The 22,743-nt window shown below is 67.0% G+C and carries 16 protein-coding genes; 5 read left to right on the forward strand and 11 right to left on the reverse strand.

The window, feature by feature from the left end:
• Positions 1-91 precede the first annotated feature (91 nt).
• Together AC1DYI_RS07105 and AC1DYI_RS07110 are read right to left on the reverse strand one after the other, a co-directional pair.
• Positions 92-1,249 carry a protein kinase family protein gene (locus AC1DYI_RS07105; RefSeq protein WP_477203384.1) on the reverse strand — a complete coding sequence of 386 codons (1,158 nt, stop codon included), beginning with the start codon at positions 1,247-1,249 and terminating at the stop codon, positions 92-94.
• Positions 1,246-2,880: an alpha-amylase family glycosyl hydrolase gene (locus tag AC1DYI_RS07110; RefSeq protein WP_477203385.1), complete on the reverse strand. Its 1,635-nt coding sequence runs from the start codon at positions 2,878-2,880 to the stop codon at positions 1,246-1,248. The genes AC1DYI_RS07105 and AC1DYI_RS07110 overlap by 4 nt, the downstream gene beginning before the upstream one ends.
• A gap of 361 nt (positions 2,881-3,241) precedes the next feature.
• On the opposite strand from AC1DYI_RS07110, the gene AC1DYI_RS07115 reads away from it, so the two are divergent.
• A complete protein-coding gene (locus AC1DYI_RS07115; RefSeq protein ID WP_477203386.1) occupies positions 3,242-5,839 on the forward strand; it encodes an alpha-1,6-glucosidase domain-containing protein in 2,598 nt (865 codons plus the stop codon).
• A 76-nt stretch (positions 5,840-5,915) separates the two neighbouring features.
• Positions 5,916-7,841 carry a glucokinase gene (locus AC1DYI_RS07120; RefSeq protein ID WP_477203387.1) on the forward strand — a complete coding sequence of 642 codons (1,926 nt, stop codon included), beginning with the start codon at positions 5,916-5,918 and terminating at the stop codon, positions 7,839-7,841.
• A gap of 297 nt (positions 7,842-8,138) precedes the next feature.
• Here AC1DYI_RS07120 and purH read toward each other — a convergent pair whose 3' ends face one another.
• From purH to AC1DYI_RS07140, 4 genes are all read right to left on the reverse strand, one after another.
• Positions 8,139-9,719, reverse strand: coding sequence for a bifunctional phosphoribosylaminoimidazolecarboxamide formyltransferase/IMP cyclohydrolase (gene purH / locus AC1DYI_RS07125; protein ID WP_477203388.1), 1,581 nt, complete (start codon positions 9,717-9,719; stop codon positions 8,139-8,141).
• 32 nt (positions 9,720-9,751) lie between these two features.
• Entirely contained in the window at positions 9,752-9,988 is a 237-nt protein-coding gene (locus AC1DYI_RS07130) for a Fis family transcriptional regulator (protein WP_477203389.1), read from the reverse strand.
• A 45-nt stretch (positions 9,989-10,033) separates the two neighbouring features.
• A complete protein-coding gene (gene dusB / locus AC1DYI_RS07135; RefSeq protein ID WP_477203390.1) occupies positions 10,034-11,116 on the reverse strand; it encodes a tRNA dihydrouridine synthase DusB in 1,083 nt (360 codons plus the stop codon).
• A gap of 143 nt (positions 11,117-11,259) precedes the next feature.
• Positions 11,260-12,045 carry a substrate-binding periplasmic protein gene (locus tag AC1DYI_RS07140; protein ID WP_477203391.1) on the reverse strand — a complete coding sequence of 262 codons (786 nt, stop codon included), beginning with the start codon at positions 12,043-12,045 and terminating at the stop codon, positions 11,260-11,262.
• A gap of 204 nt (positions 12,046-12,249) precedes the next feature.
• Here AC1DYI_RS07140 and AC1DYI_RS07145 point away from each other — a divergent pair, with 204 nt between their 5' ends.
• Complete coding sequence (locus AC1DYI_RS07145; protein WP_477203392.1) at positions 12,250-12,747, forward strand: YqaA family protein; 498 nt, start codon at positions 12,250-12,252, stop codon at positions 12,745-12,747.
• Between the two features lie 21 nt (positions 12,748-12,768).
• Here AC1DYI_RS07145 and AC1DYI_RS07150 read toward each other — a convergent pair whose 3' ends face one another.
• Positions 12,769-14,655: a carbohydrate-binding module family 20 domain-containing protein gene (locus AC1DYI_RS07150; RefSeq protein ID WP_477203393.1), complete on the reverse strand. Its 1,887-nt coding sequence runs from the start codon at positions 14,653-14,655 to the stop codon at positions 12,769-12,771.
• A 471-nt stretch (positions 14,656-15,126) separates the two neighbouring features.
• On the opposite strand from AC1DYI_RS07150, the gene AC1DYI_RS07155 reads away from it, so the two are divergent.
• Complete coding sequence (locus AC1DYI_RS07155) at positions 15,127-16,647, forward strand: carboxypeptidase M32 (RefSeq protein WP_477203394.1); 1,521 nt, start codon at positions 15,127-15,129, stop codon at positions 16,645-16,647.
• 37 nt (positions 16,648-16,684) lie between these two features.
• Here AC1DYI_RS07155 and AC1DYI_RS07160 read toward each other — a convergent pair whose 3' ends face one another.
• Both AC1DYI_RS07160 and AC1DYI_RS07165 read right to left on the reverse strand, forming a co-directional pair.
• The gene (locus AC1DYI_RS07160) at positions 16,685-17,923 is read right to left on the reverse strand and encodes a patatin-like phospholipase family protein (RefSeq protein WP_477203395.1); all 1,239 of its coding nucleotides are present in this window, start codon (positions 17,921-17,923) and stop codon (positions 16,685-16,687) included.
• A gap of 52 nt (positions 17,924-17,975) precedes the next feature.
• Complete coding sequence (locus AC1DYI_RS07165; protein ID WP_477203396.1) at positions 17,976-18,581, reverse strand: phasin family protein; 606 nt, start codon at positions 18,579-18,581, stop codon at positions 17,976-17,978.
• A 297-nt stretch (positions 18,582-18,878) separates the two neighbouring features.
• On the opposite strand from AC1DYI_RS07165, the gene AC1DYI_RS07170 reads away from it, so the two are divergent.
• Complete coding sequence (locus tag AC1DYI_RS07170) at positions 18,879-20,876, forward strand: SDR family oxidoreductase (RefSeq protein WP_477203397.1); 1,998 nt, start codon at positions 18,879-18,881, stop codon at positions 20,874-20,876.
• A gap of 83 nt (positions 20,877-20,959) precedes the next feature.
• On the opposite strand, the gene AC1DYI_RS07175 is transcribed toward AC1DYI_RS07170, so the two are convergent.
• Together AC1DYI_RS07175 and AC1DYI_RS07180 are read right to left on the reverse strand one after the other, a co-directional pair.
• Entirely contained in the window at positions 20,960-21,658 is a 699-nt protein-coding gene (locus AC1DYI_RS07175; protein ID WP_477203398.1) for a Rossmann-fold NAD(P)-binding domain-containing protein, read from the reverse strand.
• A 5-nt stretch (positions 21,659-21,663) separates the two neighbouring features.
• Entirely contained in the window at positions 21,664-22,635 is a 972-nt protein-coding gene (locus AC1DYI_RS07180) for a diguanylate cyclase domain-containing protein (protein WP_477203399.1), read from the reverse strand.
• Positions 22,636-22,743 lie beyond the last annotated feature (108 nt).

Genomic DNA, 22,743 nt, shown 5'->3' on the forward strand with positions numbered 1-22,743 from the left:
ACGCGGTCCGGCGCCAACGGGGCGCCGTCGGCCGACGCAGCGTGGGGCAGGGCGAGCAGGGCGGCGCACAGCCATGCGGCCAGGCATCGATTCATGTCGTGACCTCGGGTTGTGGGTGTTGGGAGTGATGTGAAAGCTGGCGATGCTCGGCCAATCGGCGCTTAGCGGCGTAGTCAGCGTGCAGCGCGTCGCGGCTCTTGTGTTCGTCGCCCCAGAACAGCGCTTGTTGCGCCTGCAGCGCGTCGGCATGGTGGGTGAGTGCGTGCAGCAGCCAGTCGGCGCGCCGCAATGTCATCGGGGTGCAGCTGTGGCCGCGCAGGTCATCGTCGAGATCGAGCACGTGCGAGCGCCATTGCTCGGCCCAGTACAGCGCTTCGGCGCTGCCGCCCAGGGCCTCGTCCCAGCGCCGCACGATGTCGTCCAGCCAGGCGAGTACGGTGGAACTCGCGCCGCGCTCGGCGATGGTGGCGCGCATCCAGCGGTAGGTCTCGAGCGCGATGGTCTTTTCGAGGCGGAAGGCGGCCAGTGCTGCGGCCTCGCCGCGCGTGTCGGCCAGCGCCAGCAAATGGCCCGAGTGGTTGCGCGTCTCGAATCGCTCGGCCGGGTGAAACAAGGGCACGTCGGTGCCGCAGCCGGCCGTGTTGAAGTGGCGCCGTGGGTCGAAGCGGTACATGTAGCCGAAGTCGAACAGCTGCAGTTGCCGTCCGTCATCAAGGATGTTGCCGCTGCACAAGTCCCACTCGAAGAACCCTTCCGTCCAAAGCGCGCACGCGGTGTACAGGATCTGGGCGAGCCGGCGCTCGTCCCAGTCGGCCACCGGCTGGCCCTCGATCCACGGCGAGAGGATCAGGCCTTGGCGGTACGAGGCGTAGCGGGTGTCGACGATCGCCGCCCAGCGGGCCGGGCCGGCCGGGTCGCGCTGCTTCAGTGCGGCCAGGTCGATGCGGCGCTGCACCTCGTTGAGGAACGAGGTCTGGCCGTCGGTGTTCTTCACCAGCGCCTGTGGGCGGGCGCGCTTGAGCGTCCAGTCGCCTTGCCGCGATCGCAGGCGAAAGACCTGCGCCGTCAGGCCCGAGTCGAACAGCTCGACCACCGGTGGCTGGCCAGGCACACAGGCCGCCAGTGCGTCGATCGGCCACGGCAGGTCTAGCGGGTCGCCGAAGGCCAGTTCGGCGCCACTGGCCTCGAACGCGAGCTGCGCGGCCTGGCGCTCGGCCTCGAGCGTTGTCGTGGGCGCAGGCTGCGTCATCGGATGTCGAAGACCCGGATCGATTGCGGCGCCAGCGTCAGCATGTCGCCCTGCGCGGTGTCGGCACCCGCCGGGTAAAGCGCCGCGAGCCGGTCGTCAGGCTTCAGCGCCGGCACACGCAGCTTGGCGGCCTGGGCGCCGTAGTTGATCAGCACCAGCGTGCGCTCGGTGCCGAGCCGGCGCTGGAAGCCCAGCACCAGGCCATCGGCGAAGCTGTTTTCGAAGCTGCCCCGGGCGATTGATGGCCGGCTGTTGCGCAGGCCCAGCATGGCCTTGTAGAAGGCGTGCAGCGAGGTCGGGTCCTTGGCTTCGGCAGCGGCGTTGAAGGTGGCCACGTTCGGCGCGACCGGCCGGAACGGCGTGCCGTTCGTGAAGCCGGCGCCGCTGGCAGTGGCCGACCAGCTCATCGGTGAGCGCAGCGGCATGTCGCCCTCGAGCTGCGTCACCCCGGCCTGGCCGATTTCTTCGCCGAAGTAGACGAAGGGGGTGCCGGGTTGCAGCAGGTAGCCAGCCGCGGCGACGCGGTAGCGCGCGAGGTCGCCACCGACTTGGTCCCACAGGCGCTGGCCGGCGAAGATGTCGTGGTTGGAGACGAAGGTCGCCATCGTTGGCGACGCCGTGCGGTAGAACTCGGCCAGCTTCTGCACCGACTCGGGCTTGCCGCGCGCCGCTTCGACGAAGTGCTGCGTGTAGCCGAATGCGAAGGCACCGCCGCAGACCGCGGGGTCGCCGTAGGCTGCAGGTTCGGCGGTCGCTTCGCAGACCACGTAGCGCTGCGGGTACTGCTTGATCAGGTCTTGCAACTGCTTGGTCAGGCGGCGGCTCTCGAGCTGGTCGTTCCAGTGCACCGCGTCGTTCTCGATCATGTGCGGCACCGCGTCGAGGCGGTAGCCGTCGAGCCCGCGGTTGAGCCAGAAACGCAGGCTGTCCAGGTGGTAGGCCAGCACGGTCGGGTTGCGCAGGTTGAAGTCGGGCATGTGCGGGCCGAAGGTGCCGAAGTAGAAGCCCTTCGCATCGGGTGCCGGCTTCGGCAGGTCTTTCGGGTGGCCCCTGAACAGCCACGGCTGCGAGGCCGCGTGGTACCAGGGGTACTTGCCCCAGATGTCCCAGCCGGGTGGCGCATCGTCACTCCAGACGAACCAGTCGCGGTACGGGTTGTTCTTGCCTTTCAGCGCTTCGACGAACAGCGGGTGCTGAGCGGCGCTGTGGTTGATCACGTAGTCCATCACCACGCCGATGCCGCGTGCATGGGCTTGCTTGATCAGCTCATCGAAGTCGGCCAGCGTGCCGTACTCGGGCGCAACGCTGCGGAACTCGCTGGTTGCGTAGCCGTGGTCGCCGTCGGCATTGCGCTGGATCGGCATCAACCACAGGCCCTTGATGCCAAGGTCCTTGAGGTAGTCCAACCGCGAGGTCAGGCCACGCAGGTCACCGATGCCGTCGTCATCGCTGTCCTGGTAGGCGCGGACGAAGATCTCCATGAATGCGCCGTGCTGCCAGCCTTCAGGCAACGCGCTGGGCGGCGGCTGAAACGGGACCGGGCTCAGGTCGACCGGCTGGGCCTGGGCGGCGACCATGCTGGCCAGCAGGGCGGCGAGCGAGGCGTGACGAAGACGATGAATCGGGTTCATTGACGCTGGGGCGAAGGCATGTGCTGAGCCGGCAGAGGCCCAAGCACAATGTAGTAAAGGTACGCAATTTTTGGTGCTGATTGCGAAGCCAGGATAGAACAATTGGCTTGACGGTGGAATCCATGAGTGCACCAATGCTGTAGTTTTGCTACTGTGTCGGCTGCCGTCGCGCGACGGCGCTGCGTGGCATGGAGCAAGCACTTTGACAACCCGACGACGCGCGCCGATCCGGCGTGCTGCCCTGATTTCGTTGATCGCTTGCGCGGTGTTCGCGCCAGCCGCAGCGTTGGCTGCTTCGGCAGGTCCTTTGCCTGCGAACATTTCAGCGCTGGCCGACTGTGACGTGGCGGATTGGCAAACCGTGCTGCAGCCCTCCGCCGGCCCGATCGACGCCCGCGCCGTCTGGCTCGATCGGCAGCAGTTGCAATGGCCTGGTATCGAAGCCGCGGCGGGCAGCCGTTTCAGGCTGATCCACAGTGCTGACGGCCTACTGGTGCTGACCAAGGGTCAAGCGGTGCAGGGCGCCGATGCCACGTTCGCACTCAATGCCAACACGGGCACCGAGCCAGTTCCGCGCTTCAAGTACCTGGCCGCCGGCGTGCGGCTTCAAGTGGCGGCCGATGACGTGGCGAAGCTGCCGGCGCTGATCACCGGCCAATGGGCGCTGGTCCACGAAGCCGACGATGGCTTGGTGCTCGATGCGACCACGGTCCAACTGCCGGGCCTGCTGGACGACCTGTACGCGCCGGCGCAGCAACTGGCGCAACTCGGCGTGACGGTGCAACCGCAGGCGACGCGCTTCGAGCTGTGGGCACCGATCGCGCGGGCTGTCACGCTGTGTGTCTACCCGCGTGGCAGCGGCCGCGCCGAGGCCGCGCGCACGCTGCAGCTTGACGACGCGACCGGTGCATGGCGTCACACCGAGCCCGCCGATTGGACCGGCCACTACTACCGCTACCTGGTCGACGTGTTCGTGCCCGGAACTGGCTGGGTGCGCAACCGGGTGACCGACCCCTACGCCGTCAGTCTGACCACCGACTCGCAGCGCGCCTACATCGCCAACTTGGCCGATGCCCGGCTGAAGCCAGCGGGGTGGGACGCGCATGGCGTGCCTGGCAAGGTGCAGGCCAACACCGACATGGTGGTCTATGAGCTGCACGTACGCGACTTCTCGGCCAGCGACGCGAGCGTGTCGGCCGCGCACCGCGGCAAGTACCTGGCGTTCACCGACACCACGTCGCACGGTATGCGCCACCTGCGCGCACTCGCCGAGTCCGGCCTGACCGACATCCACCTGCTGCCGGTGTTCGATCTGGCGACGGTGCCCGAGCGCGGCTGTGTGATCCCGCGGGTGCCGAAGGCAGCGCCCGACAGCCCGGCCCAACAAGCCGCGGTGATGGCCGATGCGGCCCGCGACTGCTTCAACTGGGGCTACGACCCCTTCCACTACAGCGCGCCGGAGGGCAGCTACGCGACCGACCCGGCCGATGGTGCGGTGCGCATCCGCGAGTTCCGGGCGATGGTGATGGCGCTGCACCGTGCTGGCCTGCGCGTGGGCATGGACGTGGTCTACAACCACACGGCCGCGGCCGGCCAGAACCTGAAGTCGGTGCTCGACCGCATCGTGCCCGGCTACTACCACCGGCTCGATGCGAACGGTGTCGTCGAGCGCTCGACCTGCTGCGACAACACCGCCACCGAGCACGCGATGATGGCCAAGCTGATGACCGACTCGGTCAAGCTCTGGGCCACGCAGTACCGCATCGATTCGTTCCGCTTCGACCTGATGGCGCATCAGCCGCGCGCGGCGATGGAGGTGCTTCAGCGCGAGGTGAACGCTGCCACCGGCCGCCACGTCAACCTGATCGGCGAAGGCTGGAACTTCGGCGAAGTGGCCGATGGCAAGCGCTTCGTGCAGGCGTCGCAGCTGTCGCTGGGCGGCAGCGGCATCGGCACCTTCAGCGACCGAGGTCGCGACGCCGTGCGCGGCGGCTCGGCCGGCGACGAGGGCGAAGCGCTGGTCCGGCGCAAGGGCTACATCAACGGCGCCGTCGATGGTCCGCGCGACGAGGCGATGCGCCTGGCCGACCAGGTGCGAATCGGCCTGGCTGGCACTCTGCGCAGCTACGAGTTGCAGACTCGGCAGGGCGAGACGAAGCGGCTCGATCATATCGACTACACCGGCCAACCAGCGGGTTATGCCAGCCAGCCGGGCGAGGTCGTCAACTACGTCGAGAACCACGACAACCAGACGCTGTTCGACAACAACGTGTTGAAGCTGCCACGCGAAACCACCGGTGCCGAACGCGCGCGGGTGCAGATGCTGGCCGCGGCGATCAACCTGTTCAGCCAGGGTGTCGCCTATTTCCATGCCGGCATCGACACGCTGCGCAGCAAGTCGCTCGACCGCAACAGCTACGACTCGGGCGACTGGTTCAACCGGCTCGGCTGGTCATACCAGACCAACTTCTTCGGCACCGGCCTGCCGCCGCAGCGCGACAACCAGAGCAGCTGGCAGGTCTTTCGGCCGCTGCTGGCCGACAAGGCGCTTCAGCCCGCACCGCGCGACATCGCGTGGGCGCGAGACACCTTCCGCGATCTGCTCGCGATCCGGGCCAGCACGCCGTTGTTCCGCCTGCGCGATGCGGCCGAGGTGCGCCAACGCCTGAGCTTTCCGAACAGCGGCCCGCAGCAGAATCCTGCGGTGCTGGTGGGGCGGCTCGATGGGGCGGGGTGGCCAGATGCGCGATTTGGTGAGCTGCTGTACTTCGTCAACGTGGCCGAATCGGCGCAGACGCTGGTGCTGCCGGAGCTGACAAAGGGCACGGCTTGGCGTCTGCACCCGGCCCACACACAGCGGGGCGCGGCCGACCTGCGCGCCCGCGAGGCCCGTGTCGACACCGGGTCAGGCAGCTTCACGATCCCGCCGCGCACCGCGGTGGTCTTCGTGCGCGGGTAGCACCGAGCGGGGCCGGTCGATGAAGCGCTCGATAATGGCCCACCTCACGCCCGGCGCCCCGCGCAAATCGTCCCCCATGGCATCGTTCGACAGCCCCCGGCTGATTGCCGACATCGGCGGCACCTACGCCCGCTTCGCGCTCGAGGTGGCGCAGGGCGAGTTCACGCAGATCGCCTCGTTGCGTTGCGCGGACCACGCCGATTTCCACGCCACCGTCAGCGCCTACGTCGCCACCTTGCCGGCCGGCACGCAGATCCAGCACGCCGCGGTCGCGATCGCCAATCCGGTCGAAGGCGACCAGGTGCGGATGACGAATTACCACTGGCAGTTCTCGATCGAGCAGATGCGCCAGCGGCTGGGCTTCGAGACGCTGGTGGTGCTGAACGACTTCACCGCGCTGGCGATGGCGCTGCCGCGGCTGGGCCCGAAGGACCTGCGCCAGGTCGGTGGCGGCAATGCGCGCAAGCAAAACGTGATCGGCTTGCTCGGCTCGGGCAGCGGCCTGGGCGTGTCGGGCCTGATCCCAGCCGGCGATGGCTGGATCTCACTCGGCTCAGAAGGCGGCCACACCAGCTTTTCGCCGCGCGACGAGCGTGAGATCGCGATCCTGCGCCACGCATGGAAGCAGTACGACCACGTGTCGTTCGAGCGCCTGCTGTCCGGCCCCGGGCTGGAGCTGATGCACCGCGCATTGGCCGACTACGCGGGCGAGAAGGCCGACAACCTGTCCGCACCCGAGATCACGCAGCGTGCCCTCGACGGCACGGACAAGGTTTGCGTCGACACGCTGGAGGTGTTCTGTGCGCTGCTCGGCACGGCGGCCGCGAACCTCGCCGTCACGCTCGGTGCCTTGGGTGGCATCTACATCGGCGGCAGCATCGTGCCGCGGCTGGGGTCGTACTTCGATCGCTCGCCGTTCCGCGACCGTTTCGAAGACAAGGGCCGCTTCAGTCGCTACCTGTCGGACATTCCGACTTTCGTGATCACGGCCGAGCACGCGACCTTCATCGGTGCGTCGGCCATTCTCGAAGCGCAGTTGCGCACGATCAGCAGCGCGCCAGCCTCGGCGGTGCTGACGCAGATCCGCCGTGCGCGTGGCGAGCTGACGCCGGCCGAGTTGCGTGTGGCCGACCATGTCCTGGCGCATCCGCGCTCGGTGCTGAACGACCCGATCGCCGAGATCGCGAAGGCCGCGCAGGTCAGCCAGCCGACGGTGATCCGCTTCTGCCGCTCGCTCGGCTGCGAGGGCCTGTCGGACTTCAAGCTGCGGCTCGCGTCCAGCCTGACCGGCACGGTGCCGATCACCCACACCCAGGTGACCACCGACGACTCGATGCTGGAGCTGGGCAGCAAGGTGCTGGGCAACACAGCCTCGGCGATCCTGCAGGTGCGCAGCCAGCTGAACCGCGAAATGATCAACCGTGCGATCGAGACGCTGCTTGACGCGCAGCGCATCGATTTCTACGCACTCGGCCACTACGGCGTGGTGGCAATGGACGCGCAGTTCAAGTTCCTGCGCTTCGGCCTGCCGAGCATGGCTTACACCGACTCACGCTTGCAGATGCTGGCGGCCGGTGTGCTGAAGCCGAAGGATGTGGTGGTGGTGATCAGCGCCAGCGGCCGCCTGCCCGAGTTGCTGGAGGTGGTGGAGAAAGCCAAGGCGCGAGGCGCCGCGGTGATCGCGATCACTGCCAGCCAATCACCATTGGCCAAACGCGCCGATGTCGCGTTGATCATCGACTACCCCGAAGACGTGACCACGCACCTGCCGATGGTCACCCGCATCCTGCACCTGCTGGTGATCGACATCCTGGCGGTGGGTGTCGCGATGCGTCGTCACGTGTTGGACGATGACCAACTGCCTGGGGTTGCGACAGGCGAAGGCGAGATCGAGCCGGTGGTGGGCGATGGTGCGGAGGCCGACAAGGCCACCGCGCGCGTTGCGATGCCGGGGGTGAGCTTGGCGTCGCCGTTGTCGAAGCTGACGTCGCACAGTCGCTGAATACGTTTCAGCTCGCCGGTGGCTTGCGCGGGCTTTACGTTTACGCGGCGGCAGGCAGGAAGCCGGCCGTTCGCACGTTAGACGCGCGCCCGTTCGGCTCCCCGCCTGCCGCTGCCAATCGTGGTGGTGTGGCAGCGCGTTCGAATGCCCATTCGGGTGCTTCAACGAACGCTTTGCCTGGCCACTGTGGGTGGCTTGCGGGGTGAGAGGTACCCCACTGTCGAACGTCTAACGAGCGTCAGGGGGGTACCCCTCACCCCGCCTCGTCGACGCTGCGCAGGCAGACCTTCGATTCGTTCAGTGCCGGAAGTGGCGCGTGCCCGTCAGCACCATCGCGATTCCACGTTCGTCGGCCGCCGCGATCACTTCATCGTCGCGCATGGAGCCGCCCGGATGGATGACGCAAGTCGCGCCGGCATCCACCACGACATCCAGCCCATCACGGAACGGGAAGAACGCGTCACTCGCGACAGCCGTGCCTTGCAACGTCAGCCCGGCGTGGCCTGCCTTGATGCTGGCGATGCGGGCCGAGTCGAGGCGACTCATCTGGCCAGCACCGACGCCCATCGTCATGCCGTCTTTGCAGAAGACGATCGCGTTGCTCTTGACGAAGCGCGCAACGGTCCAGGCGAACAGCATGTCGGCCATCTGTTGCTCGGTGGGCTTCAGCTTGGTGACGACCTTGACCTCGCCGACGATGTCGATGTTGTCGGCCGATTGAAGCAGCATGCCGCCGCCGACGCGTTTGAAGTCCAGCGCGTTGCTGAGCTTGCTGATGGGTACTTCGAGTAGGCGAACGTTTTGCTTGGCAGCGTACGCCGTGCGGGCACCTGGCAGGATGGCCGGGGCAATCGCAACTTCGACGAACTGCTTGTTGGCGTTGATCGCTTCGACCACGTCGGCATCGATCGGGCGGTTGAAGGCCATGATGCCGCCGAAGGCGCTGGTCGGGTCGGTCTTCAGTGCCTTCTGGTAGGCCTCGAGCGGTGTCGCGCCAACGGCCACACCACAGGGGTTGGCGTGCTTGACGATCACGCAGGCGGGCTGGTCGAAGGCTTTCACACATTCCCACGCGGCGTCGGCGTCGGCGATGTTGTTGAAGCTGAGTTCCTTGCCCTGGATCTGCTGCCACTGCGCCAGCGTGCCCTCTGCGGCCAAGGTCTCGCGGTAGAAGGCGGCCGACTGGTGCGGGTTCTCGCCGTAACGCATGCCCTGCACTTTGTGCAGCTGCAGGTTGAAGACCTGCGGGTAGTCGGCCTTGGCCGGCACCGCTTCGGTCTTGTCTTCCGAGCCGGCTTCGAGCGCGGTCAGGTAGTTGGTGATCATGCCGTCGTAGGCGGCCGTGTGGGCGAACACCTTCTTGGCCAGCATGAACTTGGTGGCACGCTTCAGGCCGCCAGATTGCAGCTCGCTCAGCACCTGCGGGTAGTCGGTCGGGTCGATCACGACGCCGACGTCCTGCCAGTTCTTCGCCGCGGCGCGCAGCATCGCGGGGCCGCCGATGTCGATRTTCTCGATCGCATCTTCGAGTGTGCAATCGGCCTTGGCGGTGGCCTTCGCGAACGGGTACAGGTTGATGATCAGCAGGTCGATCGTGCCGATGCCGTGTTCTTTCAGCGCCGCCATGTGGGCCGGCACGTCACGCCGCGCCAGCAGGCCGCCGTGCACGCGCGGGTGCAGCGTCTTCACGCGGCCGTCGAGCATTTCGGGAAAGCCGGTGATCTCGGAGACTTCGGTCACTGGCAGGCCGTTGTCGGCCAGCAGCTTCGCGGTGCCGCCGGTCGACAGCAGCTTGATGCCTTGCGCGTGCAGCGCGCGGGCGAAGTCGACGATGCCGGTCTTGTCGGAGACCGAGAGCAGGGCGGTGAGGTCAGCCATGGTGGTGGTGCGATCAATGGAAAGGAAATCGGTTACTTGATCAACTTGTGCTCGACAAGCTTGCGGCGCAGCGTATTGCGGTTGATGCCCAGCCATTCGGCGGCTTTGCTCTGGTTGCCTTCGGCCTGGCGCATCACGACGTCGAGCAGCGGCTTCTCGACGGTCAGGATGACCATGTCGTGCAGCGAATGCGGCTCTTCGCCGTTCAAGTCCTTGAAATACTGGGTCAGCGTCTCACGGACGCACTCTTCGATGTTTTTCTTGCTCATGAAAAAGGAAGGCCCGCCTTGCGGCGGGCTCCGGCAAAACGGCGCTCAGGCGAGCAGGGCGATCTGATCCTGGTTGGCGGCGGCGTCAGCCACCACCGGCAGGCGTTCGTGTTGGTCGGCCAGGTGGTCGAAAAAAGTCGTCACGGCGCGCAGCTGGGCGGCTGCGTCGTCCAAGGTGTTCATCACGGCGCGGAAGGCCTCGCCGCCGGGCAGGGCCCGCACGGCCCAGCCGATGTGCTTGCGGGCGCTGCGCACGCCGGTTTCTTCGCCGTACAGCGTGTAGTGGTCGGCCAGGTGTTCGGTCAGCCAGTGCTGCACGTCTCGCGTGGCCGGTGCTTCCAGGTGTTCGCCGTGCAACAGGTAGTGGGCGATCTCGTTGAAGACCCAGGGCCGGCCTTGGGCGGCGCGGCCGATCATCACCGCGTCGGCGCCGGTGGCGCGCAGCACCTCGGCGGTGCGCTCGGGGGTGTCGATGTCGCCGTTGGCGACCACAGGGATGCGCAGCGCGGCCTTGATTGCCGCCACTGTCTCATGCTCGGCTTGGCCGCCATAGCCTTGCTCGCGGGTGCGGCCGTGCACGGTCACCATCGCGACGCCGGCGCTCTCGGCCGCGCGCGCCAGCGACAGCGCGTTGCGCACCTCGGCGCACCAGCCGGTGCGCATCTTCAGCGTGACCGGCACGCCGTGCGGCGCACAGGCCGCGACCACCGCTTCGATGATGGCCAGCGCGCCCGGTTCGTCGCGCATCAACGCGGACCCGGCCCACTTGTTGCACACCTTCTTGGCCGGGCAGCCCATGTTGATGTCGATGATCTGCGCGCCGCGGTCGATGTTGTAGGCGGCGGCCTCGGCCATCATCGCCGCATCGGTGCCGGCGATCTGCACCGCAATGGGGCCTGGCTCACCGTCGTGGTTGGCGCGGCGCGAGGTCTTCAGCGACTGCCACAGGTCCTTGCGCGAGGTCACCATCTCGCTGACCGCATAGCCCGCGCCGAGCCGCTTGCACAGCTGGCGAAACGGGCGGTCCGTCACCCCGGCCATCGGCGCGACGAACAGGTTGTTCGCCAGCTCGTAAGGGCCGATCCGGAGCGGACGCAGCAGCGGTTGAAGAAGGGGTGACGACGGCATGGACTGCGGAAAAACGAAGGGCCGCCCCGAGTTTTTCGACACCCCCTCGGGGGGCGGGATCGCGCACGCGATCCCAGGGGGCTGCACAAAAAGGAGGCAGGATTCTACCTGCCCCGGCGCGTCGCTTCGGGGTGCCGTTCGGCCTACTTGGCCGTCTGCTTGCGCCAGAGCTGAATGCCCTTGTCGACGAAGCCGCTCATCGTCTTTTCCCGGTTGAGCTTGTACAGCGCCCGGGCGATGCGGCCGCGCATCTCGGGCGTGTTGCAAGGGGAGCGGTAAGACAGTGTCAGGTACAGGTTCTCGCGCGCCACCGGCTCACCCAACATCTTCACATCGTTGATGTTGCGGCGGGCCAGGAAGGCCTGGCCGGGGCTGTCTTCGTAGACGAGGTAGTCGGCACGGCCGGCCTGCACGATCTGGATCGCCTGCTCCAGGCTCGCGACCTGGTTGATGCGCAGCTTGTCTTTCGCGTAGCGGTCGAACTCTTCACCGAAGCTGTTGTTGATCACCGTCACGCCCTGCAGGCCCACCAGGTCGGCCCAGCGGCGGAACTTCAGCTTGTCGTTGTCGCCGCGGGTCCAGATCACCGAGCGTGTCTCGTGGAACGCCGGGTGGAAGTAGTCCATGTACTCGGTGCGCGGCTGGGTGAAGAAGGCGCCGGTGATCAGGTCCACATGGCCGAGCCGCGTCTCTTCCTGCACCCGGCCCCAAGGGCCGCTGTACTGCACCTCGATCGGCACGCCGATCTCTTTGGCCAGCCACTGCATCAACTCGGCGTTCGCGCCGATCAGGTGGCTCTCGTTGTCGGGGTCGCGCCACAGGAATGGCGGGTACTCCGGGTTGCCGGAGGCTGTCATCTGCGTGCAACCCGCCTCGGCAGCCTGCGCCGGGCCCGCCAGCAGCAGCCCCAACCAGAGGCCGGCCRCCATCGCGAGCCGGGTGCTTGTTCTCGGGTGACGGACAGAAGCGGCGGTCTGCGGCATGGTGCGTCGTTTCGAGTGGAGGGGCGGGGCCACAGCTTGCGGCCGCCGGCTGACACCGGGCTGATGCCATTCGGGCGGAGCGGGCCACGTCCGGCCACTGTTGCACGGGTTCGGCTCGCCGGCCCCCCGGGCCTTCCATAATGCGCCGGCATGGAAGCAGGCATTGCGTCATGGGTGAACAGCCTGTTGGTTGCGTTGGCGGTGCCGCGACTGGGCTTGAGCGCGGTCTTCATCATCTCGGTGGTGTCAGCCACGCTGTTGCCGCTGGGCTCGGAGTTCGCGGTCATTGGCCTGGTCAAGCTCGACACCGGGCTGTTCTGGCCGGCGGTGCTGGTGGCCACGGCGGGCAACACCGTCGGCGGAGCCATCACCTGGTGGATGGGCTACGGCGCCGAAAAAGCCTACGAGCATGTCGCCCACCGCCGCCCTCATGAAGCCAAGGCCGTGCAGTGGCTGCATCGATTTGGTGCCAAGGCCTGCCTGCTGAGCTGGCTGCCGGTGGTCGGCGATCCGCTGTGCGCGGTGGCCGGTTGGCTGAAGCTGCCGTTCTGGCCTTGCGTGCTCTACATGGCGATCGGCAAGTTCGGCCGTTATCTGACGATGACGGCCGCCTTGCTGTGGTGGTTTCCGGGACAAATCAGCTTGTGACCTGTCCCGGCATGGCGCACGTCAAAATTTGAAGCTGCCGTCGTTCTGCGTCTTGGCGTTGCCCTTGGCGCAGGTCGTGATCTCGCGGTTGCCGCTGGCGGTGGCTTGGTTGCTTTCCCAGACCGCAGTCGTGCCGTTCCACTTCACATATTTGTACTGGACCGCTGTCTTGGCCGGCAGGGCGACTGTGCCCTTCCAGGTGGCGTTGGCGCCTGAGCCGACGATCGTCAGCGCGAAGCCCTGTGACGGCGTCCAGTTGCCGAGCTTGGTCTGATTGCCGACGACGTACAGGTTCTGTCCCAAGCTGGTGTTGGCGTTGGCGATCTTGAAGGTCATCGCGCAGGTGCCACCGCCTCCTCCGCCACCGCCGAGCTTCTGCCCGGTGTAGATGACGACGGCAGGCACGGTGCTGCCGCCATCGTTGGCCGCCACGGTGATCGCGGCGTTGCCGCTTGCATCCACCGTCACCGTGCTACCAGTGCAGCTGGCACCGTCTGCCGCCAACGTGCCTTGCACCACGTTGCAGTACGTGCCGGCCGGCAGCGTGGTGGCAAAGGTCTTGGTCCACGCGCTGCTGCTGTTGTTCAACGCGACGAAGCCGACATTGCCGCGGTTGAACGAAACCTGGTTGCCGTTGTTGCCGACCGCCCAGTTCTGCTGCGCCTGGCCGTTCATTGCCGAGCGGAACTTGACGAGGTTCGAGATGTCGCTCCAGCGGTGCACGAAGTCCCAGACCACGTTGATTTGCGGCGCGCCGTTCACGTAGGGGCTGGCACTCGGACGGTCGGCATCGGCGTTGGTGAAGCGAAAGCCCGAGTGCAATTGCGCCTCGCCATAACCTTGCGCCAGCATGAAGATGTTGGCCAGGTCGTAGCGCTTGGTACCGATGCTGTCGTTGACCGCACCGGTGTGGTTGGCGGTGGTCAATGAGCTGCCGTTGCGCTCGGTGTCCCAGTTGTTGACGAAGACCGTCGCGAACTGCGGCTGCACGAAGCCCCACGAGCCGCCCCAGTTGYCCCAGCTGCCCATGATCGAAGGGATCGATGACAGCGTCAGCCCGTTGTTGCCGCGGAAGACGTCGCGCATCGCATAGGTGAACTGGAATTCGTTCACCGTGCCCACACTGAAGTAGTCCGAGCGTGTCACGCCGCCGTCTGGAATGATTTCTTGTGTGACCCAGATCGGCTCGCCGGCCTTGGTCAACGGGTGGGTCGACTTGACGGTGTTCAGGATGCCCAGCAACGCTGACGCCGGCATGTGCTTGGCCGCGTCGATGCGAAAGCCGTCGACACCCATGGTCAACAGCGTGCTCAGGTAGTTGACGATCTGGCCTTGCACATAGCTGCTCTCGGTTGCCAGGTCGGGCAGGCCACCCATGCGGCAGTTCATCACCCGGTCGCGGGTGTTCGGGCTGTTGTAGTCGCTTTGCTGGATGTCGCAGCGGCTGTGGAAATCAGCGGCACTGAAGAACGGGAAGCTCAGCGTGTCGGCGTTCCAGCTGGAGCCGTCGGTGGCGGTGCCGGAGCCGTCGGCCATCTGGTTGACGACGATGTCGGCGTAGACCCGCACGCCGGCCGTGTGGCAGGTGTCGATCATCGTTTGCAGCTGCGAGGCATTGCCCATGCGGCTGGTCAGTGCCACGTAGTTGACGGGCTGGTAGACGCCCCACCAGCCGTTGGCGTTCTTCGACGCGCCCGGCGGCGAGATCTGCACCGCGCCATACCCTTGCGGGCCCAGCCATTGGGTGCACTCGGTCGCGATGTCGTTCCAGCTCCACTCGAACATCTGGACCGAGGTGTCGCGCGGGTTCAGCGCGGCGTGGCTGCTGGCCGGTGCCAGGGCTGCCGTCAGCGTGGCCATGCAGGCGGTGGCCAGGGTGGCGGCGAGTCGTCTCCGTTTATTGTTCATGCTTGTCTAACTCGATGATTGAGGGAGGTGTGACCAAAGCCACTGCGGCGGTCCGGATGGGCGGAGTCTGATGGCTGACCCAGAGGCGTCCTTTCAAGCGGGCCCCCGATGGGCCGGCTGTGGTGTCAAAAGGCGCGAGACCCTGTAAGCGGGCGTTGCGCATCGGCGCGCTGATGAAGGAATGTTGATATCCAAAAATCGCCGGATTGGCGTGTAGTTTCAGTACATACGCCTCCCGTCGCCAAGCTGGTTTGGCCCTAGTATCAGGTAATGCACGAATGAATTAAGGTAACGCTGTGCAACGATGGTGCGTAGTTTTCATGTAGTTTTGATACTTTGATGGGTGCGATTTCTGTGGGTGCGAGCATCGATGGCACCCCCGCGCCATCCCCCATGAGGGGGTGTCTGTTGCGCTTCCGTGACGTCGCGTTCGACCCACAATCCGGTCACGACCCGTTGTTTGAGAGACCGGTGCCGGCCACCCCGGCCCCGGTGCACCCGATGCCACCAGCCACCCCGCAGTACGACGCGCTGACCGACCGCTTCACCCGGATCCACCGGTTTGCGCATTTGCAGAACATTGCCCACTGGGACCAGCAGGCCAACATGCCGGAGCGCGGCAACGAGGCCCGCTCGGCCGCGTTGGCAGAGCTGGCGGGGCTGTTGCACCGCTTGCGCACCGACACGGCGCTCGGCAACGGCCTCGACGCAGCCGGCCAGGAAGCGCTCGACGATGGGCAGAAGGCCAACCTGCGCGAGATCCGCCGCCAATGGGACGCGGCCACCTCCTTGCCCGAAGCGCTGGTCGAACGGCGCTCGCTGGCCACCTCGCGTTGCGAGCACGCCTGGCGCAGCCAGCGGCCCGCCAACGACTGGGCCGGCTTCCTGCCCAACCTGAAAGAGGTGTTGGGCATCTACCGCGAGGTCGCGCAGCGCCTGGCCGAGCGTTCGGGCCTGACGCCCTATGACGCGTTGATGGACCAGTACGAGCCCGGGATGACCACTGTCAAAGTGCGCCAGGTCTTCGGCGACGTGCGCGCTTGGTTGCCCGATCTGATCCGCCGTGTGAGCGAGAAGCAGGCCCGCGAGACGGTGCTGCAGCCGCACGGGCCGTTTGCGCTGGACGCGCAGCGGGCGCTGTGCGAACGCGTGATGCAGCTGCTGCAGTTCGATTTCAGCGCCGGCCGGCTCGACGTCAGCGCACACCCGTTCTCGGGCGGCGTGCCGGAAGACGTGCGGCTGACCACGCGTTTTCGCGAAGACGACTTCGTGCAAAGCCTGATGGGCACGATCCACGAGACGGGCCACGGCCGCTACGAGCAGAACCTGCCGCGTGCGCTGCTGGGCCAGCCGGTGGCCGAGGCCCGCTCGATGGCGCTGCACGAGAGCCAGAGCCTGGCCTTCGAGATGCAGCTCGGTGGCCACCCGGGCGTCGCACGGCTGCTGTCGCCGATGCTGGTCGAAGCCTTTGGTGACCAGGCCGCTTTCATGCCGGGCAACCTGCACCGCCTGCTGACGCGCGTGAAGCCGGGCTTCATCCGCGTCGACGCCGACGAGGTCACCTACCCCGCCCACGTGATGCTGCGCTTCGACATCGAGCGCGCGCTGATCGAGGGCGAAGTCGAAGCCGAGGACATCCCGGCGCTATGGGACGCCGCGATGATGGAGCTGCTGGGCATCGACACCCGCGGCAACTTCACCGATGGCCCGATGCAGGACGTTCACTGGGCCGAGGGCCTGTTCGGCTACTTCCCCTGCTATTCGCTGGGCGCGATGTACGCCGCGCAATGGTTTGCCGCGATGCGCCGTGCGATGCCCGACCTGGACGCCCGCATCAACGACGGCGAGCTGGGTGACGTCTTCGGCTGGCTCAACACCAACATCTGGAGCCAGGGCAGCCGGTGGACGACCGACGAGCTGGCGGTGCGCGCGAGTGGTGAAACGCTGAACCCGGCGCACTTCAAGGCGCACCTGGAATCACGCTATCTGTGACCTCGCCCTCGGCGGCGTGAGCCGCGAGGGAGGGTGTTCAGGCCGCCGGCATGGCGGCCAGTACCGCTTCCAGCTGGTCCAGCACCTGGTGCGTGCGCTCGGTCAGGTGATTGCCTGAGCGGCGCAAGGCCAGCTTGGGCAGCAGGCGGCGTTCGCGGAACAGCGAATCGAGGTCCAGCGGCACACCGTGCTCACCGAACACCTGTGCCAGCTCGGCGCAGCGGTTGCGCAGCCAGCGGCGTGTCTGCTGGTACGCGTGCTCGGCCAGCTCGCGGCGCAGCGTGTAGCTGAAGGTGCCGGCGCGGAACATCTGCGGGTCGTGGCGGTCGGGCTCGATCAGCACGATGTCGCACTCGGGGTGGCTGTGGGCGTAGCCCTTCAAGCCCAGTTCGAGCCGCGAATGGATCAGCGAGCGGAAAGTCTGGCTCAACACCGCCGGCAGGCCGACCGACGCCAGGTGGGGGATCTTGCCGTCGTGAGCCGGCTGCGCCGCTTCGTCGCGGCGCGGTGATGCGTCGAACGGCACCAGTGGGTTCAGGCAGATCAACAGGTCCTGGCCCTGGTCCAGCAGCACCGACGCATGGATCGTCTTCTTCAGCGCGCCGTCGACATAGTGCCGGCCGTCGATCGCCACGGGTGGGTACAAGCCCGGGAGCGCCGCGCTGGCGATGACCGCACGGGCGATCGGCGTCGTGTCCCAACCGGGCAGGCCGAAGGGCGCGGCTTCGCCGGTGTCCAGATCGGTGGCCACCACCACCAGCGGGCGGCGCAGTTGGCGGAAGTCGTTGCTGCGACCGGGTGCGGAGAACACGCGTTCCAGCTGCGCCTGCATCGCGCGGTTGTCGAACAGACCATTGGGCAGCGCACCGCCGAGCAGGCCGAGCGCATTGACCCACGGCAGCTTGCCCGCAGCGACCTGCCAGGCGGCATCGGCTGCCAAGGACGGCAGGCGGCGCAAACGGCGACGGTACTCGCGCCAGGCCGGCTGCGTGAACAGGTGGGGGTCGATCAGGTCGTCGGCGCCGCCGTCGCTTTCGATGAAGGCGGCGCACATCTGGCGCGGCGTCATGCCGTTGGCCAGGCCGGCGGCGATGAAGGCGCCAGCGGACACGCCGATGTAGGCGTTCAGGTCGGTGAAGTCGAGACCCGGCAGGGCCTCTTCGAGTGCGCACAGCGCACCGATCTCATGGATCGCACCGAGCGGGCCACCGCCGGCCAGTGCCAGCGCAATGCGCGGGCGGCCGGGGGCCGAAGGGCGGCGGGGGCTCAAAGACAAGAACTGCTCAGACGCGGGGCGCGGCCATCACGGCGGCGCCCCGAAAAGGGCATCAGGCCGCGGCGGCCTCGGTGCTCTTGGCGGCCTTCTTGGCGGCGGCCTTGCGCGGAGCAGCAGCCTTCTTTGCCGGAGCGGCGGCCTTCTTGGCGACCGGCTTCTTGGCGGCGGCCTTCGGGGCGGCGGCGCCATTGGCCTTGCTCACAGCGGCCTTCTTGGCCGGGGCGACCTTGCCGCCCAGCTTGGCGACGGCGCTGGCCAGCGCGTCGACACGCTCGGTCAGGGCGGCCACGTCCTTGGCGGTCGGCACACCCAGCTTGCCCAGCGCCTTGGCAGTGCGGGCTTCGAAGATCGATTCCAGCTTGTCCCACGAGGCACCGGCCTTGTTGGTGACTTCACCGGCCATGGCGCTCATCTTGCCGGTCACTTCGCCGATGCGCTCTTCAGCCACGGCCTGGGTCTTGCGCTGCAGGCTGACACCTTCCTTGACCAGGGCTTCGAAGACCTTGGTGCCTTCTTCCTGGGCCTTGGAGAACGCGCCCATGCCAGCCAGCCAGATCTGCTGGGCCGAGGCCTTCACCGCACCGGCGAGCTGGCTGTCCAGCAGGCCCGCGGGGGAGGCAGACTTTTGCTCAGCCATCTTCTTCAGCTTCTTGACCATGGTGGGGATCMTCTTTCCAGTTCAGGTTGGCGACAAAACGTCAGGGTGGACGAGCCACCCACTCAAGCAAATATGGCTCGGCCACTTTGCTTGAACCCCCGCGGGGGGCGGGCTGGGTATGACCCGGCCCTGGGGGCATTCAGAAAACCCAGTGTAGGAGCGGGTTTTCGAGGCGGCATCCTAAAACGCTAGGTGCGTGCGCCTATCTGGGGTAAGCGCGAAAGCTGCCCGTGGCGACGCGGGCCAAAATCCGCGCGAACATACCCTTCCCGAATCCCAATTCACCCAGGAGGCTTCATGCAGTATTTCGTCACCGGCGCCACCGGCTTCATCGGCAAGCGTCTCGTCAAGAAACTGCTCGCGCGCCGTGGCTCGACGGTGTACTTCCTGGTTCGTCCCGGCAGCGAGGGCAAAGTGTCCGGCCTGCTGGAGGACTGGGGCGTTTCCAAGACCCGCGCGATCCCCATCAGCGGCGACCTGACCGCGAAGAAGCTGGGTGTCGCGGCCGATGTGATCAAGCAGCTGAAGGGCCAGATCGACTCGGTCTACCACCTGGCGGCTGTCTACGACCTGTCGGCCGACGAAGAGAGCCAGGTGCTGGTCAACATCGAAGGCACGCGCAACGTCGTCGAGTTCGCCAAGGCCATCGACGCCGGCCACCTGCACCATGTCAGCTCGATCGCCGCCGCCGGCCTGTACGAAGGCGTGTTCCGCGAAGACATGTTCGAAGAGGCTGAAGGGCTGGACCACCCGTACTTCGCGACCAAGCACGAGTCCGAGAAGATCGTGCGCAAGGAAAGCAAGGTGCCGTGGACGGTGTACCGGCCGGCGATGGTCGTCGGTGATTCGAAGACCGGCGAGATGGACAAGATCGACGGGCCCTATTACTTCTTCAAGCTGATCCAGCGCATGCGCCAACTGCTGCCGCCGTGGATGCCGGCGGTGGGGTTGGAAGGCGGCCGCGTCAACATCGTGCCGGTCGACTTCGTCGTCAATGCACTGGACCACATCAGCCACTCGAAGGCGGCGGTCAAGGGCGCCTGCTTCCACCTGGTGGACCCGGTCGGCTACCGCGTCGGCGACGTGCTGGACATCTTCTCCAAGGCCGCCCACGCGCCGAAGATGAACCTGTTCGTCAACGCGGCGCTGCTGGGTTTCATCCCGAAGAGCGTCAAGAAGGGCCTGATGGCGGTGGCGCCGGTGCGCCGCGTGCGCAACGCGATCATGAAGGATCTCGGGCTGCCCGAAGACATCCTGACCTTCATCAACTACCCGACGCGCTACGACTGCCGCGACACGCTGACCGCGCTGAAGGGCTCGGGCATCGAGTGCCCGAAGCTGGACGACTACGCCTGGCGCCTGTGGGACTACTGGGAGCGTCACCTCGACCCGGATCTGCTGATCGACCGCTCGTTGCGTGGCGCGGTGGCCGGCAAGGTGGTGCTGGTGACCGGTGGCTCGTCGGGCATCGGCTTGGCCGCGGCGATCAAGTTCGCCGAGGCTGGCGCGATCACGGTGATCTGCGCGCGTGACGAGGTCAAGCTGAAGGAGGCCGAGGCCGAGATCCGCGGCAAGGCCGGCAAGGACGCGCAGGTCCACATCTACTCGGCCGACATTGCCAACGAGCAGAGCTGCAGCGAGATGATCGCCTGGCTGACCGAGAGCTTCGGCGGCGTCGACTTCCTGATCAACAACGCGGGTCGTTCGATCCGTCGCGCGATCGAGAACAGCTACGACCGCTTCCACGACTTCGAGCGCACGATGCAGCTGAACTACTTCGGCTGTCTGCGGGTGACGATGGGCCTGTTGCCGGGCATGGTCAAGAAGCGCAAGGGCCATGTCGTCAACATCAGCTCGATCGGCGTGCTGACCAACGCGCCGCGCTTCTCGGCCTATGTGGCCAGCAAGGCAGCGCTGGATGCGTGGACGCGTTGCGCGTCGAGTGAATACTCCGACCTGGGCGTCAGCTTCACGACCATCAACATGCCGCTGGTGCGCACGCCGATGATCGCGCCGACGAAGATCTACAACAACGTGCCGACGCTGAGCCCCGAGGAAGCGGCCGACATGATCGCGCAAGCTTGTGTCTACAAGCCGGTGCGCATCGCCACCCGTCTGGGCACGACCGGCCAGTTGCTGCACGCCCTGCTGCCCCGCGTGGCGCAGATTGCGATGAACACCAGCTTCCGCATGTTCCCGGACTCGGACGCGGCGAAGGGCGAGAAGGGCGCCAAGCCGCAGCTGTCAGCCGAGGCGATCGCGCTGCAGCAGATGATGCGCGGCATCCACTTCTGACGACCGAAGGCCCCCAGGGCCGTGCACGGACCGCCCCCCGAGGGGGTCAAGAAGCTCGGGAGCGGCCCTTCGCTTCTTGGACATCACGGTGTGCCCCGGCGGGCCAGTTCCGCCGAGGGCAGCACCTGGCGGCCGGGCAGGCCTTCGTCCAATGCCCGCAGCAGGGCACGGGCGACGACGATGGCTTCGATCGGCCGCACCGAGGGTGGCAACAAGCCCTGCACTGGCCGCAGCAAGCGCAAGGCCCAGCGCTCGCCGGGCCGGGCCGGTTGCCCGAGCGCGGCGCGGTCACCCGCCAGCAGCGACGGGCGCGCGATCACCAGGCTGTCGAAGCCGAGTGCCGACACGGCGTCTTCCATCTGGCCTTTGACGCGGTTGTAGAACACGCTGGCGTTGGCGTCGGCGCCCAACGCTGACACGACCGCCAGGCGTTTGGTGCCGGCATCACGTGCGGCGCGGGCGATGGCCAACACCGCGTCCAGGTCGACCGCCCGAAAGGCCTCGTGCGTGCCTGCCACGGCGATGGTGGTGCCGAGCGCAATCAACGCGTCGTCCACCGTGGGCAGCCGCAGGGGCGGCCCCAGGCTGGCGGCAATCAACGCATGGACGTCGGCTTGTGCAAGGGCGGCTTCGAGGCCAGAGTCAGGTGGCCGGCGCAGCAGCGCCCACACCGGCCCACGCGGCTGGCCTGCCGCCCGGCGCTCGGCCAGCTGCGTCAGCACCGCGCGGCCGACCAGCCCGGTGGCACCGGCCAGCAGCAGGCGGCGCGCAGCGGCCGCCACAGAACCTAACTTGCTGGCGCCACGGCCACGGCCACCGCGGAGTCACTGCCGCCGCGGGCTGTCTGCAAGGCTTGGTTGGCCGCTTCGAGCAACGGCAACAGCTGGTCGCCATGCTCGGGGTAGACGGCCACGCCGACACGGCAGCGCGGCTGCAGCACTTCGACCCCGGTGTTGACCGGCCCACCGAGTGCCGCAGCGATCTTGCCGGCCACACGCTGGGCCTCGTCGGCATGGTGCAGGTCGACCAGCATCGCGACGAACTGGCCGTTTGGCATGCGCACCGCCGTGTCGGTCTTGCGCAACTCGAAGTGCAGGCGGCCAGCGGTGGCGCGTAGCAGGTCGTCGCCGATGCTGGGGCCGTGCTCGGCGCACAGCGCGTCGAAGCCTTCGAGTTCGATCAGCAGCACGCCGATCTGGGTGCCGGCGCGGGCGGCGCGCTGCATCGCCATTTCGGCGCGGTCCTGCAGCACGGCGCGGGTCGGCAGGCCGGTCAGGCTGTCGTGGTGGCTGAGCGAGATCGGTGCATCCACCGGCGCTTCGCCTTCGCATTCGACGGCGATCAAGCCGACCACGCCACCGCCGGCATCACGCAAGGTGCCCAGCGACAAGGTGACCGATCGGGGCTCGCCGTCTTTGGCACGCAGTACCCAGGCGTGTTCATCGGCCAAGCCGCGCCGCAGACGGGCGCTGAACACGCTGGCATCGGCGGCCACGCGGGCATCCAGCTCACGTGCAAGCATCGCGGCCCGGGCTTCGATTTCCTCGCGCCGTAGCACGGTGCCGATCAGCGGCTTGTGGTTGAGTTCACCGAGCTCGTAGCCGAGCGCCAAGGTGGCGGCCGGGTTGGCCCAGAGGATGCGACCGTCGAGGTCGAGGCCGAAGGCTATGCGCGGAAACTGATTGATCAGCAACCGTTGGGCCTCACCCAGCTCGAGCCAGGTGAGGGACTGGGGATCGATGGCGGTGGTGCGGTTCATGGTTCAGTATTCCATTGCGCACCACGCTCGACAAGCCCGCGACAGCAGCGCGGCCACAACGAAAAACCGCCGCGAGGCGCGGCGGTTTCAATCAGGGCTGGACAGACA

The sequence above is a fragment of the Ideonella sp. P3_A4 genome (assembly GCF_056403075.1).